Origin of the sequence: Streptomyces sp. NPDC057486 (assembly GCF_042802415.1) — a bacterium.
Lineage (GTDB): Bacteria > Actinomycetota > Actinomycetes > Streptomycetales > Streptomycetaceae > Streptomyces > Streptomyces yanii.
The window spans coordinates 1-14,331 of the sequence record NZ_JBHVEE010000082.1 but is presented as its reverse complement, the minus strand read 5'-3'; the positions used below and the strand labels follow the sequence as shown (position 1 = coordinate 14,331).

The following is a 14,331-nucleotide window of genomic DNA, read 5'->3' as shown; positions in this document are numbered from 1 at the left end:
AACGCCCAGCATCGCACCCTGGTTCCTGTCCGGGCGAACCTGTGACGCATCACGCCCCGAACAGACCCTGTTGTCCCTTTCCGCCTTGCTGAGGTGGGACGAGACCGAGATGAGCCCAGGCCGCAGGGGTGGCGACCCGCCCCCGCGGCGTCCTGGCCAGCAGTCCTTCCCGTACCAGGAAGGGCTCCGCGACCTCCTCGACCGTCTCGCGTTCCTCCCCCACGGCGACCGCGAGTGTGGACAGACCGACCGGTCCACCGCCGAAGAGTTTCAGGAGCGCGTCGAGCACCGCCCGGTCCAGCCGGTCGAGACCCCGGCCGTCGACCTCGTACACCCCGAGGGCGGCGGAGGCGACGTCGCGGTCGATCCGGCCGTCCGCCTTGACCTGGGCGTAGTCGCGGACGCGGCGCAGCAGCCGGTTGGCGATACGGGGTGTGCCGCGGGAGCGCCCGGCGATCTCGGCTGCCCCTTCGGCGTCTATCGCGACGTCGAGGAGGCGGGCGGAGCGTTGGATGACGCGTTCCAGTTCGGCGGGGGCGTAGAACTCCATGTGGCCGGTGAATCCGAAGCGGTCGCGCAGCGGGGGCGGCAGGAGTCCGGCCCGGGTGGTGGCGCCGACGAGGGTGAAGGGCGGAAGCTCCAATGGAATGGCGGTGGCACCGGGGCCCTTGCCGACGATGACGTCGACGCGGAAGTCCTCCATCGCCATGTAGAGCATCTCTTCGGCGGGCCGTGACATGCGGTGGATCTCGTCGAGGAAGAGGACCTCGCCCTCCTGGAGGGAGGAGAGGATCGCGGCGAGGTCGCCCGCGTGCTGGATGGCGGGACCCGAGGTGATCCGGATCGGGGCGCCCATCTCGGCGGCGATGATCATGGAGAGGGTGGTCTTGCCGAGGCCGGGGGCGCCGGAGAGCAGGACGTGGTCGGCAGTGGCGCCACGGGCGAGGGCGGCCTTCAGGACCAGGTCGAGCTGTTCGCGCACCTTCTCCTGGCCGACGAATTCGTCGAGGTCCTTCGGCCGCAGGGCAGCTTCGACCGCCGTGTCCTCGCCGTCCGCGCCGGCGTCGACGAGGCGCTCGTCGAGCCGCTCGTCGGTGTCGGGTCCGGTGTCGTCCCAGTTCATTCGGTCAGTCCCGCCTCGGGTGTTTCGGTGCCGGGCCGTGGGGTGCCCGGGCGTCGGGGTGTCGCGTCCGGCCGGCGTGCGGTCAGCGTGCGCGGTTGAGGGTCTGCAGAGCGGCCCGCAGCAGCTGCGGTACGGGCGGCTGGGCGCCCTCCGCGAGCGCGGCCTCGGCCTGCGGGGCGACAGCGGTGACCGCCTCGTCGGCCTCACGTGTCGCGTATCCGAGGCCGATCAGGGCGGCCTGAAGCTGGTCGCGCCACGAGGAGGTGACGGCGGTGCCGATGCCCTGGTGGCCGATGTGGGCGCCGACGGGCTCGCCCAGTCTGTCCTTCAGTTCGAGGAGGAGTTTCTGCGCGCCCTTCTTGCCGATGCCGGGGACGGCGGTGAGGGCCTTCTCGTCGCCGGTGGAGACGGCAAGGCGCAGGGCGTCCGGGCTGTGCACGGCGAGCATTGCCTGGGCGAGCCGGGGGCCGACGCCGCTGGCGGTCTGGAGCAGCTCGAAGACCTGCCGCTGGTCGTCGTCGGCGAAGCCGTAGAGGGTGAGCGAGTCCTCCCGCACGACGAGGGAGGTGGCCAGCCGGGCCTCCTGGCCGATCCGCAGGTCGGCGAGGGTGTGGGGGCTGCACTGGACGGCCATGCCGATGCCGCCGACCTCGATCACGGCCGTGGTCGGGGCGAGTGCGGCGACGGGGCCGCTGACGAAGGCGATCATCGGGGGACCTTCCGGACGGGAACTGCGGGTGTACGGGAAACGCGGTGGCCACGGGCGGCGGCGGCCGCGTGCGCCTGCTGGAGGCGGTTGACGGCCGGGGCCCGCCAGATGTGGCAGATGGCAAGGGCCAGGGCGTCGGCGGCGTCGGCGGGTTTCGGTGGTGCGTCGAGCCGAAGCAGCCGGGTGACCATCGCTCCGACCTGCGCCTTGTCGGCGCGGCCGCTGCCGGTGACGGCGGCCTTGACCTCGCTGGGGGTGTGCAGGGCGACGGGGATGCCGCGGCGGGACGCACAGAGCATGGCGACCGCACTGGCCTGGGCGGTGCCCATCACCGTACGGACATTGTGCTGGCTGAACACCCGCTCCACGGCGACGAATTCGGGGCGGTGCTCGTCGAGCCACTCCTCGATGCCGCGCTCGATCGCGACCAGTCGATGACCGAGCTCGGCATCGGCGGGGGTGCGGACGACACCGACCCCGAGCATCGTCAGGGGGCGGCCCGCCACTCCTTCGACGACGCCGACGCCGCACCGGGTCAGTCCCGGGTCCACGCCCAGTACCCGCATGAAGCGCCCCCTCCGCCGATCGGTCAACTGTTCTCGCAGGCTATCGGCTCGCACTGACAATGCGACGGGCCGACAGGGTGTGTCCCCGTCGGCCCGTCGGCTCCGCCTGCGCGGAGAGTGCCCCTGTACAGCGGCCGGACGCCGCCCGTCTCCGGGTCATCCCCGCTCACGCGGGGAGGCGTCGTCCGCCGTCTCAGGCGTCGACCTTCTCCATGACCTCGTCCGAGACGTCGAAGTTGGCGAAGACGTTCTGCACGTCGTCGCTGTCCTCCAGCGCGTCGATCAGCTTGAAGATCTTGCGCGCGCCTTCCTCGTCCAGCTCGACCTGCATGGTGGGCAGGAAGTTGGCCTCGGCCGAGTCGTAGTCGATGCCCGCCTGCTGGAGCGCGGTACGGACCGCGACCATGTCGGTGGCCTCGCTGACGACCTCGTAGGACTCACCGAGGTCATTGACCTCCTCGGCACCCGCGTCGAGCACCGCACCGAGGACGTCGTCCTCGGTGAGCTCGCCCTTGGGGACGATGATGACACCCTTGCGGTTGAAGAGGTACGAGACCGAACCCGGGTCGGCCATCGAACCGCCGTTGCGGGTCATCGCGACACGCACGTCGGAGGCGGCACGGTTGCGGTTGTCGGTGAGGCACTCGATGAGCACCGCGACACCGTTCGGGCCGTAACCCTCGTACATGATGGTCTGGTAGTCGACGCCGCCCGCTTCGAGACCGCCACCGCGCTTGACCGCGGAGTCGATGTTCTTGTTCGGGACGGAGCTCTTCTTCGCCTTCTGGATCGCATCGACGAGGGTCGGGTTTCCCTCGGGGTCCACGCCGCCGGTGCGGGCCGCGACCTCGATGTTCTTGATCAGCTTGGCGAAGAGCTTGCCGCGCTTGGCATCAATCACGGCCTTCTTGTGCTTGGTGGTAGCCCACTTAGAGTGGCCGGACATCGCCAGCTCCTTACAACGCGTCGCCAGTAGAAATGAACAACGGAGATCCTACCGGGATCCGTTCACCCCTTGGCGCGCACCATGTCGACGAAGAGTGCGTGAACCCGGTGGTCACCGGTCAGTTCCGGGTGGAATGACGTCGCCAGGGCGTTTCCCTGACGTACGGCGACAATATGGCCGCCGTGCTCGGCGATCACCTCGGCCCCGGCGCCGACCGATTCCACCCAGGGGGCGCGGATGAAGACGCCTTCGACCGGGCCGCCCCCGATCCCGGCGACCTCGACGGCGGCCTCGAAGGACTCGTTCTGCCGCCCGAAGGCGTTACGACGCACGATCATGTCGATGCCGCCGACGGTCTCCTGGCCCGAGCGCGGGTCGAGGATCTTGTCGGCCAACAGGATCATTCCGGCGCAGGTGCCGTAGACCGGCATACCGGCGCGGACCCGCTCGCGCAGTGGTTCCAGCATGCCGAACAGGGTGGCGAGCTTGGACATCGTGGTGGATTCGCCGCCGGGTATGACGAGACCGTCGACCTCGGCGAGTTCTTCGGGGCGCCGGACCGGCCTGGCCAGGGCGTCTGCCGAGGCCAGGGCGATCAGGTGCTCCCGTACGTCGCCCTGGAGAGCCAGGACTCCGATCACAGGGGTGTCGCTCATCTGTGACTACCAGCCGCGGTTGGCGTAGCGCTCGGCCTCGGGCAGGGTGTCGCAGTTGATGCCGACCATGGCCTCGCCCAGGTTGCGGGAGGCGTCCGCGATGATCTTCGGGTCGTCGTAGAAGGTGGTGGCCTTCACGATGGCGGCGGCGCGCTTGGCCGGGTCGCCGGACTTGAAGATGCCGGAGCCGACGAAGACGCCCTCGGCGCCGAGCTGGCGCATCAGCGCGGCGTCGGCCGGGGTGGCGACGCCACCGGCGGAGAACAGCACGACGGGCAGCTTGCCGAGCTCGGCGACCTCCTTGACCAGCTCGTACGGGGCGCGGAGCTCCTTGGCGGCGGCGTACAGCTCGTTGTTGTCGTAGCCCCGCAGCCGGGCGATCTCGTTCTTGATCTGGCGCAGGTGGCGGACCGCCTCGACGACGTTGCCGGTGCCGGCCTCGCCCTTGGAGCGGATCATGGCCGCGCCTTCGGCGATGCGGCGCAGCGCCTCGCCCAGGTTGGTGGCGCCACAGACGAACGGCGTGGTGAAGGCGAACTTGTCGCTGTGGTTGACCTCGTCGGCCGGGGTGAGGACCTCGGACTCGTCGATGTAGTCGACACCGAGGGACTGCAGGACCTGCGCCTCGACGAAGTGGCCGATGCGGGACTTCGCCATCACCGGGATGGAGACGGCCTCGATGATCTCTTCGATCATGTTCGGGTCGGACATCCGGGCCACGCCGCCGTCCTTGCGGATGTCGGCGGGCACCCGCTCCAGGGCCATGACGGCCACGGCGCCCGCGTCCTCGGCGATCTTCGCCTGCTCGGCGTTGACGACGTCCATGATCACGCCGCCCTTGAGCTGCTCGGCCATGCCGCGCTTCACGCGGGCGGTGCCGGTGGCCGGGGAGTCGGCGGACTGCGGGGTGCTGGGAAGCGTGGACACGGATCGACCTCACTCGGAGAAAAAGATGCTGGAAGTGCTGGGTGATGCACTGCAGAGCAAACTCTCCGGGACCAGTCCACGACAAGGGCCAATAAGAGGCCGGTGGATCGTTTTGGCTGTGTACGGCCGCGTACCGCCTCGTACGACCCCGTACGCGGCCCGGGCGGTACGCGTCCGGGTCAGCTGACCGGGCGGTCCGCCAGGGCCACCGGCGGCTCGTCGTCCATCTCGAAGGCCAGCGGGAACGGTGCGTGCCCGGCCAGCCGGAACCAGCGGACCGTGCGGTGGCGGCGCAGCGCCCGCGCCGCGCGCACCGCGTCGTTGTGGAACCGTCGTGCCATCGGTACCCGGCGCACGGCCGCGGCCAGTTCGGACGCCGCCTCCTCACCGCCGGGAATCTCCTTCACGGCCTCCACCTGCGCCGCCTCACCGAACACCGCCCGCAGCGCGGTGCTGAGCTCGCTCTCCGCCACCTCACGGTGTTCCTCCTCGGACTGCCGGGCGGCGTGCGCGGCCTCGTACAGCACGATAGAAGCGGCCGGGTCGAGGACACCGGATGTGGCCAGTTCCTGGGTGACCGAGGCGCGGCGCAGCAGTTGGGCGTCGAGGGCGGCGCGGGCGGCGTCGATCCGCGTGTGCAGCCGGTCCAGCCGCCCGGCGGTCCAGCTGAGGTACAGGCCGATCGCGACGAGCGCGACGGCGATCCAGATGAGGGTTTCGGTCACGGGCCGCAAGGCTACCGTCGAGGGCACCCCGCCCCGCCCTCCGGCCCACGGCAGCGCGGGACACCGGGCCGGGAGCCGGGGCCCGGCGTTGCCGATGGTGCCGCCCGCCGCGGGCAGCGGGGGGCCGACGGCCGGGCGCGCCGGCGCCGCGCAACAGCGTTCTCCGCTCGGTCCGGGACCGGGGACGGCGGGCTGCCGACCGGGCATCGTGTCCCCCGGTGGGAGGACCGCGGAGGCCCGCCTCAGTCCCGGGCCAGCCCGAACCGGGCCCGCAGCCCCGTACGTTCGTCCGCCGCCACCGACGCGGCCCCGTCCGTCACCGTCTCGTACACCGCGAGGATGTCCGCCCCCACCGTCGACCAGTCGAACCGTCGCACATGGGCGCGGCCACGGTCGCTGAGCTCCGCGCGCCGCTCCGGGTCGCCGAGCAACCGGATCGCCGCCGACGCCAGCGCCTCCGCGTCCTCGTTGGCGAACAGCTCGCCCGCCGCACCCAGGTCCAGTACCTGGGCGAACGCGTCCAGATCGCTGGCGAGGACCGGCGCGCCCGCCGACATCGCCTCGACCAGGATGATCCCGAAGCTCTCGCCGCCCGTATTCGGCGCGACGTACACATCGACACTGCGCAGCAACCGCGCCTTGTCCTCGTCGCTCACCATGCCGAGGAATTCGACGCGCTCGCGCATCGCCTCGGGCAGTGAGGCGACCGCCTCCTCCTCGTCGCCGCGCCCTGCCACCAGCAGCCTGGTCTCCGGGCGGGCGGCGAGGATGGCGGGCAGCGCCCGCATCAGGACGGGCAGGCCCTTGCGGGGCTCGTCGATACGCCCGATGAAGCCGATCGTCCCGCCCTGCCACTCGACCTTGGGCTCGGCCTTGTCGAAGAAGCCGACATCGACCCCGTTCGGGATGACGACCGCGTCGCCGCCGAGGTGCTCGACCAGGGTCCGGCGCGCGTACTCGCTCACCGCGATGCGCGCACTGATCTTCTCCAGCGCGGGCTGCAGGATCGGGTACGCGGCGATCATCGCGCGGGAACGCGGATTCGAGGTGTGGAACGTGGCGACGATCGGTCCCTGCGCGGCCCAGCAGGTGAGCAGGCCGAGAGACGGCGAGGTCGGCTCATGGATGTGGATCACGTCGAAGGTGCCGTCGTGCAGCCAGCGGCGCACCCGCGCCGCGGACAGGAAACCGAAATTCAGCCGGGCGACGGAGCCGTTGTACGGGACGGGCACGGCACGGCCCGCCGACACCACGTACGGCGGCAGCGGCGTCTCGTCGTCGGCGGGGGCCAGCACGGATACCTGGTGGCCCAGGCGGATCAGGTGTTCGGCCAGGTCGCGGATGTGGAACTGGACGCCGCCCGGTACGTCCCAGGAGTACGGGCAGACGATGCCGATCTTCACGACTGCTCTCCACGGGGTTCGAGGTCGGCGAGCCAGAGCCGCTGCAGCATGTGCCAGTCCTCCGGGTGCTCGGCGATTCCGGTGGCGAAGGCATCGGCCAGCGCCTGCGTCATCACAGACGTCTTCTCGGTGCGCGTACCTGACTCGGGCACCTCGACGGCCGGGTGGATCCGGGCCTTCATCACGGGCGTCTCGTCGTACCGGAGCGTCACGGGCAGCAGCAGCGCGCCGGTCTGCTGGGCCAGCAGCGCGGGTCCGGCGGGCATCCGTGCCGTGTCGCCGAAGAACTGCACCTCGACGCCGGAGGCGGAGAGGTCGCGGTCGGCGACCAGGCAGACCAGTCCGCCGTCGCGCAGCCGCCGCGCCAGGGTGCCGAAGGCCGACCCGCCGGTGTGCGGCAGGACCTCCATGCCGAGTCCCTCACGGTAGGCGACGAACCGGTCGTACAAGGACTCGGGCTTCAGCCGCTCGGCGACCGTGGTGAACGGCACCTTCAGATCGGTGGTGACCCAGGCTCCCGCCAGGTCCCAGTTCCCCAGGTGCGGCAGCGCGAGGATCACACCGCGTCCGGCGCCCAGGCCCCCGGTCAGCCGGTGGACGTCCGTCACGTCTATGCCGGCCCTGATCCGCTCCGGGCTCCAGGTGGGCAGCCGGAACGACTCCATCCAGTAGCGCATGTACGAGCGCATCCCGGCCTTGGAGAGTGCGGCGAGCCGGGCCGGGCTCGCGTCCGGTACCACCCTGGCCAGGTTCGACTCCAGCCGCAGCACGCTCTTGCCGCGCCGCTTCCAGACCTGGTCGGCGAGGGTGCGGAAGAGCGCCTGGGCGGCCGGCTCCGGCAGCTTCTTGACCGCGCTCCAGCCGAGCCCGTACAGCCCGTCGGTCAGCCGGTCCTTCAGCCCGGCCCTCGGTCCACCCTCGGCGCCGCTCACTTCGCCGCCTCGCTCCCCCGGTCCGCCGCAGCTGCCGCGTCGGCCTCCGCGGACTCGCGGCGCACGGTCACGACACGCTGTACGAGCGTCACCAGACTGCCCACGGCGACGATCCACAGCGCGATCGGCAGCAGGATGTCGATCCCCGGCACACCGAACGTGTGGAGCCCGGCGAGCCCGGCCGCCACGAGGGAGATGACCAGGCGCTCGGCCCGCTCCACCAGGCCGTTGACCGCGACCGGCAGCCCGATCGACTCGCCCCGCGCCTTCGTGTAGGAGACCACCTGGCCGCTGGCCAGGCAGAAGATCGCCACCGCACACATCACGTTGTCGTCGCCGTTGCCCGCGTACCAGAGTGCGAACCCGCCGAAGATCGCACCGTCGGCGACCCGGTCCAGGGTCGAGTCCAGGAAGGCGCCCCAACGGCTGGAGATGCCGGCCTGTCGGGCCATGTTGCCGTCGACGAGGTCGGAGAAGACGAAGATCGTGATGACGATCGTGCCCCAGAAGAACTCCCCCATGGGGAAGAAGACCAGCGCACCTGCCATCACTCCGGCCGTACCGATGAGCGTGACCGCGTCAGGGCTCACGCCGAGACGGAGCAGCAGCGCGGCGAACGGTGTGAGGACACGCGTAAAAAATGCACGCGCGTACTTGTTCAGCATGGCCTTCCCGAGGGGTCGGTGGGCCGTGCGGCCCCTTCGGCCACCGGCTGGCCCATCGTAGTCACCAGTCGGACGCGTCCACTGTCCGGGCATCCGTCCTCGTGCGTCGGCATCCGACGTATGGACGCAACCCGACCGGAGTGGAAAGCTCGAATTACCGCGGGCGTCGTCGTAGCCGCCGCGGCGGCTCCTCGTGCCCGCGCCCTCCTTCTCCCCCACCGCGCCAGACAATCTCCCCGCACAGCGCACCCCACCGGGAGGCACATCATGGGCGACAAGGCACATGCACACACCGGGGCCGCCGGCAGAGCAGCAACGGCCGACCGGCCCTCCTCCATACGGAACGTGGTGCTGGTCGGCCACAGCGGATCGGGCAAGACCACCCTCGTCGAAGCCCTCGCGCAGACCGCCGGAGCGGTCAACCGGGCCGGCCGGGTCGAGGACGGCGGCACGGTCTCCGACTACGACGAGATCGAACACCGCCAGCAACGCTCCGTACAACTGTCCCTGGTCCCCGTGGAATGGGGCGGGTACAAGATCAATCTGCTGGACACCCCCGGATACGCCGACTTCGTCGGGGAACTCAGGGCCGGTCTGCGGGCAGCGGACGCGGCCCTTTTCGTTGTCTCGGCGGCCCAGGAGGCCGACGCGGTGGCGGGCACCACCCGCGCCGTGTGGGAGGAGTGCGCCGCCGTCGGCATGCCGCGCGCCATCGTCGTCACCCACCTCGACACGGCCCGCACGTCCTTCGACGAGATGACCCGCGTCTGCGGCGAGATCTTCGGGGGCGACGACCCCGACGCCGTACTGCCTCTCTATCTGCCCGTGCTCGGCCCCGAGAGCCCGGACGGGCACGCCCCGCTGACCGGACTCACCGGACTGCTCACGCAGCGTGTCTTCGACTACTCCTCCGGCGAACGGAAAGAGACCCCGCCCGCCGACGACCAGCACGCACCGCTCCAGGACGCCCGCAACCGGCTGATCGAAGGGATCATCGCCGAGAGCGAGGACGAGAGCCTGATGGACCGGTACCTCGGCGGCGAGGACATCGACACCAAGACTCTGATCGACGATCTGGAGCACGCCGTCGCCCGCGACGCCTTCCACCCCGTCCTCACGGCGGCGCCCGCCGGCGAGGACGGCCGTCAGGGCATCGGTACGGTCGAACTCCTGGATCTGATCACCGGAGGCTTCCCCACCCCGCTGGAGCACCCGCTGCCCGCTGTCACCACGCCGAGGGGCGCCCTCCGCCCCGCCCCGTCCTGCGACCCCGACGGACCGCTGGTCGCCGAAGTCGTCAAGACGGCCTCCGACCCGTACGTCGGCCGCGTCTCCCTGGTCCGCGTCTTCTCCGGAACGCTGCGCCCCGACGAGACGATCCACGTCCTGGGCCACGGACTCACCGACCCCGGCCACGAACCCCGTCCCGTCCACGAGGCAGAGGTCCGCGTCGGAGCGCTGTCCGCCCCGTTCGGCAAGCAGCAGCGCGCCCTGACCAGCTGCATCGCCGGAGACCTGGCCTGCGTCGCCAAGCTGGGCGGCGCCGAGACCGGGGACACCCTCTCCGCTCCCGAGGATCCGCTGCTGATGGAGCCCTGGTCCATGCCCGACCCGCTGCTGCCACTGGCCATCGAGGCCCACAGCAAGGCGGACGAGGACAAGCTCTCCCAGGGGCTCGCACGGCTCGTCGCCGAGGACCCGACCATGCGCCTCGAACAGAACCAGGACACCCATCAGGTGGTTCTGTGGTGCCTCGGCGAGGCCCATCAGGACGTGGCACTGGACCGGCTGCGTACCCGGTACGGGGTACAGGTCGACGCCGTCTCCCACAAGGTGTCCCTGCGCGAGACGTTCGCCGGCCCGTCGAGCGGCCGCGGACGGCACGTCAAACAGTCCGGCGGCCATGGCCAGTACGCCATCTGCGAGATCGAGGTGGAGCCGCTGCCACCCGGTTCGGGTATCGAATTCGTCGACAAGGTGGTCGGCGGAGCCGTACCCCGCCAGTTCATCCCGTCCGTGGAGAAGGGGATACGCGCCCAGGCCGCCCGCGGGGTGGCGGCCGGCCACCCCCTCGTCGACGTGAGGATCACCCTGCGGGACGGAAAGGCCCACTCCGTGGACTCGTCCGACGCGGCGTTCCAGGCGGCGGGCGCACTGGCCCTTCGTGAAGCGGCTGCGGAGACCCGGATCCAGCTCCTCGAACCCGTCTCCGAGGTCCAGGTTCTCGTCCCCGACGACTACGTGGGGCCGGTCATGAGCGATCTGTCGGGGCGCCGCGGCCGGGTGATCGGCACCGAGCAGTCAGGGGCGGGGCGCACGCTCGTGCGGGCCGAGGTGCCCGAGCTGGAGATCGGCCGGTACGCGATCGACCTTCGCTCCCTGTCGCACGGCACCGGCCGGTTCGACCGGTCGTACGCCCGGCACGAACCGATGCCACCGCAGCTCGCCGATCGCCTCCGCGAACAGCAGGAAAACACCACGAACGGCGCCTAGTCGGCGGCCACGCCCGCCCTTGTCCACAGGGGCGGGCGTGGCTCCGATCCGGACGATACGCTGTGGTCCCAGCTCAGAAGGTGTGCCGGACACGGCAGTTGGGAAACAGCCGCAGGAGCGGTTCCTTGGCGGCAAGTGGGGGCGACAGTGGCCAACGACGGATTCGATTTCTCTCCCGGAGCGCAGATCCCGCTCCAGGGGGCGGCCGGACAGGCGGTGGCGACGAATGCCCTCGCCTCCGCCGCGTACCGCGACAGCCCGGTGGCGGACATCCTCAAGGCAGACAGCGAGTGGCACAAGTCCAAGATCGAGGATGGCCGGTCCAAGCTCTTCAAGAGCAAATACTTCACCCCCAACCTCGGCGAGGCCTTCTCCCGCGCCGTCCAGGAACGGATGCTGGGCGGCGCCCGCAAGGCCCTCATCCAGTCCTTCGGCACCGACCCGCAGACCGTCGTCGAGCACTGCCTGTCCGCGACCCGCCTCCGCAAGGCCCGGGACACCAAACTGACCCTGGTCACCGTGCTCTTCGGTTTCCTCTTCCTGCCCGGACTGCTCCTGTGGGTCCTCGCGTTCCGCCTCCGCGACGGCCTGGGCTCCACCAAGGACAAGGCACTCAGCGCCCTCGGCATGGCCCTGCTCCCCGTCATCGGCATCGTGGCCCTGATCTTCCTGATCAAACTGCCGGTCGACGGTCTGCTCGCGCTGTACCTGCGCGCGATGATCGTCGCCCCCGTCATCGGCTGGCTGATCGCCAGGCGGATCGCCGAGACCTCCGCCAAGGACATGCGCGCCCGCTGGGAGGGGCTGCTCTCCGGCGGCGGGGTCATCGCCAAGATCCCCGAGGCCGTGCCGAAGAATCCCAGCGAGACCGCCCGCGAGGCGCTGCGCCAGGGCCTGGAGAAGCTGTCGGCCGAACAGCAGTCCAACTGCGTCTTCTATGCCGGCCCCAAGGGCATCCTCGGCATGGGCACCCGCTGGGGCAGCTGGCAGCTCGCCGAGGAGCTCGTCTCCAAGGAACCCGGCAAGGAGTTCCACCAGTTCCGCAGCTGGGACCTGATTCGCGTCATCCACGACCAGCTCAAGCAGTTGGAACGCGGACCGCTTCACACCGGCGGATTCACCACGCCCTCGGTCACCCACTGGATCGTCTCGCCCGTCGGTGAGAACGCCGACTCGGTCTCCCGTCCGGAGGGCGAGGACGTCGCCACCTTCCAGGTCAAGCCGCACGAGATACAGCGCATCTGCAACCACCAGCAGTTCGGCAGCGGCGACCGCCACTATCTGGGAGTCCAGTTCACCCTCTGGGACGGACAGCTGGTCATCACCATGATGATCACCGTCACGGTGCTCCACGAGACGCTCCGGATCGAGGTCACCGGGCACGCCCTCGGCCCCGTCCACTCGCTCTTCACGAGCAAGCCCGAGGCCAAGACGAAGACGGTCAACAAGACCGTCAGATTCTGGGAGACCCGCAAGATCACTCTCCCACTGGTGGAGTCCAAGGAGGTCGTCCGTCTCGCCCTGCGCGCCCCCTTCACCTGGTACCCGCCGCTCCTCGACTACCTGGGCGGCAAGATCACCCTCCCGGAGCCGTTCGGCCTGCGCCACGCCTGGGCCGAGAAGCCGTGGCGCCACCGCTTCATGGCGGACGACGCCATGCGCGCCGCCACCCCCGTCCTGCGTGCCGTGCACAACGCGGCCATGCGCGTCCTGGACGAGAACGGCGTCGACACGGAGCGCTTCGACAGCCGGTCCATGATCCTCAGCGGACTGGTGCAGGACCCGACCCCCAAGAAGGCCGACCTGTACGACGCGTAGGGCGGACGGAAGAGGCGCCCGGGACCTCCCGGGCGCCTCGTGCTCGTACCGCTCGGCTCAGGCCGCGGGCCAGGCGTCGGCCAGCATCTTCCGGGTATCGGCGAGCAGCTGCGGCAGCACCTTCGTGTGACCGACGACCGGCATGAAGTTGGTGTCACCGCCCCAGCGCGGCACCAGGTGCTGATGGAGATGCGCGGCAATGCCGGCGCCCGCCACCGTTCCCTGATTCATCCCGATATTGAAACCGTGCGCCCCCGAGGCCGCCCGCAGCGCCGTCATCGCCCGCTTGGTGAAGTCGGCCAGCTCCAGCGTCTCCGGACCGTCCAGCTCCGTGTAGTCGGCGACATGCCGGTACGGCACCACCATCAGATGTCCGCCGTTGTAGGGATACAGGTTCAGCACGGCATAGACCTTCTCGCCGCGCGCCACGATGAGTCCGTCCTCGTCCGACTTCGCCGGGATCGCGCAGAACGGACAGCCGTCGCCGGCCTCCGGGCCGGTCGGCTTGTTCTCACCCTGGATGTACGCCATCCGGTGAGGTGTCCACAGGCGCTGGAACGCGTCGGGCGTTCCCACTCCGATCTGCTGCTCCGGCTCAGTCGTCATGCAGATCAGCATATTGCTTCACTCCTGCGGAGCGTGTCGCCGGGGGCCGCCCCCGGCGCCGGAGGACGATCCTGAGGCCATGAGCGACCAGCCCGCGGACTCCTCCGCCCCTCTCCGGCTCAGGCGCTGGGAGCAGCGCACGGAGGTCCCGCTCTTCGTCGCGTCGCTGTTCTTCCTCCTCGGGTACGCGCTCCGCGTCCTCGCTCCCGATCACACCCAGCCGTGGCGTGACCTCGCCCTGACCCTGGTCGTCGCCACCTGGGTCCTCTTCGCGGCGGACTATGCCGTACGGATCCGGCTCAGCGGCCAGGGTCTCCGATTCCTCCGCACCCACTGGCTGGACACGGTGGTGCTGGTGCTGCCGCTGCTGAGGCCGTTGCGTCTGATCCGGGTCTACACAGCGGTCCAGCGGCACAGGGAGCAGCCGCGGTTGAGCCTGTACGCCCGCGTGATCAGCTACGCGGGTATGACCGCCCTGCTGCTCGGACTCTCGGCCGCGCTCGCCGTGTACCACGAGGAACACCTGGCTCCCGGCGCCACGATCCGGACGTTCGGCGACGCGGTGTGGTGGGCGTGCGCGACGCTCACGACGGTCGGATACGGGGACGTCGTGCCGGTCACGCCGCGCGGCAGGACCGTCGCGGCGGGGCTGATGGTCTGTGGTCTGGCGCTGCTGGGGGCCGTGACGGGTTCGTTCTCGTCGTGGCTGGTGCAGGTGTTCACCCGGGAGGACGAGAAGAGGCCCCCGGAGCGCGGTTAGCG

General features: G+C 70.3%; 14 protein-coding genes. 3 read left to right on the top strand and 11 right to left on the bottom strand.

The annotated features are described in order from the left end of the window. Positions 1 to 49: 49 nt before the first annotated feature. The 10 genes from ruvB to pgsA form a co-directional block, all read right to left on the bottom strand. Complete coding sequence (ruvB, locus tag ACFU6I_RS30960; protein WP_384372621.1) at positions 50 to 1,123, bottom strand: Holliday junction branch migration DNA helicase RuvB; 1,074 nt, start codon at positions 1,121 to 1,123, stop codon at positions 50 to 52. An 82-nt stretch (positions 1,124 to 1,205) separates the two neighbouring features. Next, the gene (gene ruvA / locus ACFU6I_RS30955; RefSeq protein WP_345513177.1) at positions 1,206 to 1,832 is read right to left on the bottom strand and encodes a Holliday junction branch migration protein RuvA; all 627 of its coding nucleotides are present in this window, start codon (positions 1,830 to 1,832) and stop codon (positions 1,206 to 1,208) included. Continuing rightward, positions 1,829 to 2,398: a crossover junction endodeoxyribonuclease RuvC gene (ruvC, locus tag ACFU6I_RS30950; RefSeq protein WP_376340909.1), complete on the bottom strand. Its 570-nt coding sequence runs from the start codon at positions 2,396 to 2,398 to the stop codon at positions 1,829 to 1,831. The genes ruvA and ruvC overlap by 4 nt, the downstream gene beginning before the upstream one ends. A gap of 193 nt (positions 2,399 to 2,591) precedes the next feature. Continuing rightward, positions 2,592 to 3,344 carry a YebC/PmpR family DNA-binding transcriptional regulator gene (locus tag ACFU6I_RS30945; RefSeq protein WP_384372618.1) on the bottom strand — a complete coding sequence of 251 codons (753 nt, stop codon included), beginning with the start codon at positions 3,342 to 3,344 and terminating at the stop codon, positions 2,592 to 2,594. Between the two features lie 62 nt (positions 3,345 to 3,406). Then, positions 3,407 to 4,000 carry a pyridoxal 5'-phosphate synthase glutaminase subunit PdxT gene (gene pdxT / locus ACFU6I_RS30940; RefSeq protein WP_384372616.1) on the bottom strand — a complete coding sequence of 198 codons (594 nt, stop codon included), beginning with the start codon at positions 3,998 to 4,000 and terminating at the stop codon, positions 3,407 to 3,409. Between the two features lie 6 nt (positions 4,001 to 4,006). After that, complete coding sequence (pdxS, locus tag ACFU6I_RS30935) at positions 4,007 to 4,927, bottom strand: pyridoxal 5'-phosphate synthase lyase subunit PdxS (protein WP_266987900.1); 921 nt, start codon at positions 4,925 to 4,927, stop codon at positions 4,007 to 4,009. A gap of 179 nt (positions 4,928 to 5,106) precedes the next feature. Then, the gene (locus ACFU6I_RS30930; protein ID WP_384372614.1) at positions 5,107 to 5,652 is read right to left on the bottom strand and encodes a hypothetical protein; all 546 of its coding nucleotides are present in this window, start codon (positions 5,650 to 5,652) and stop codon (positions 5,107 to 5,109) included. A gap of 242 nt (positions 5,653 to 5,894) precedes the next feature. Then, positions 5,895 to 7,055: a glycosyltransferase family 4 protein gene (locus ACFU6I_RS30925; protein WP_384372612.1), complete on the bottom strand. Its 1,161-nt coding sequence runs from the start codon at positions 7,053 to 7,055 to the stop codon at positions 5,895 to 5,897. Continuing rightward, positions 7,052 to 7,987 carry a phosphatidylinositol mannoside acyltransferase gene (locus ACFU6I_RS30920; protein ID WP_384372610.1) on the bottom strand — a complete coding sequence of 312 codons (936 nt, stop codon included), beginning with the start codon at positions 7,985 to 7,987 and terminating at the stop codon, positions 7,052 to 7,054. The genes ACFU6I_RS30925 and ACFU6I_RS30920 overlap by 4 nt, the downstream gene beginning before the upstream one ends. Next, a complete protein-coding gene (gene pgsA, locus ACFU6I_RS30915) occupies positions 7,984 to 8,652 on the bottom strand; it encodes a phosphatidylinositol phosphate synthase (RefSeq protein ID WP_266987891.1) in 669 nt (222 codons plus the stop codon). The genes ACFU6I_RS30920 and pgsA overlap by 4 nt, the downstream gene beginning before the upstream one ends. A gap of 267 nt (positions 8,653 to 8,919) precedes the next feature. On the opposite strand from pgsA, the gene ACFU6I_RS30910 reads away from it, so the two are divergent. Beyond that, the gene (locus ACFU6I_RS30910) at positions 8,920 to 11,145 is read left to right on the top strand and encodes an elongation factor G-like protein EF-G2 (protein ID WP_384372608.1); all 2,226 of its coding nucleotides are present in this window, start codon (positions 8,920 to 8,922) and stop codon (positions 11,143 to 11,145) included. Between the two features lie 147 nt (positions 11,146 to 11,292). Then, a complete protein-coding gene (locus ACFU6I_RS30905) occupies positions 11,293 to 12,963 on the top strand; it encodes a hypothetical protein (RefSeq protein ID WP_384372606.1) in 1,671 nt (556 codons plus the stop codon). A gap of 57 nt (positions 12,964 to 13,020) precedes the next feature. Here the strand turns inward: ACFU6I_RS30905 and ACFU6I_RS30900 are convergent, their stop codons facing one another. Beyond that, positions 13,021 to 13,581: an HIT domain-containing protein gene (locus tag ACFU6I_RS30900; protein WP_345513167.1), complete on the bottom strand. Its 561-nt coding sequence runs from the start codon at positions 13,579 to 13,581 to the stop codon at positions 13,021 to 13,023. Positions 13,582 to 13,648: 67 nt separating this feature from the next. Here ACFU6I_RS30900 and ACFU6I_RS30895 point away from each other — a divergent pair, with 67 nt between their 5' ends. Next, complete coding sequence (locus ACFU6I_RS30895) at positions 13,649 to 14,329, top strand: potassium channel family protein (protein WP_384372604.1); 681 nt, start codon at positions 13,649 to 13,651, stop codon at positions 14,327 to 14,329. Positions 14,330 to 14,331 lie beyond the last annotated feature (2 nt).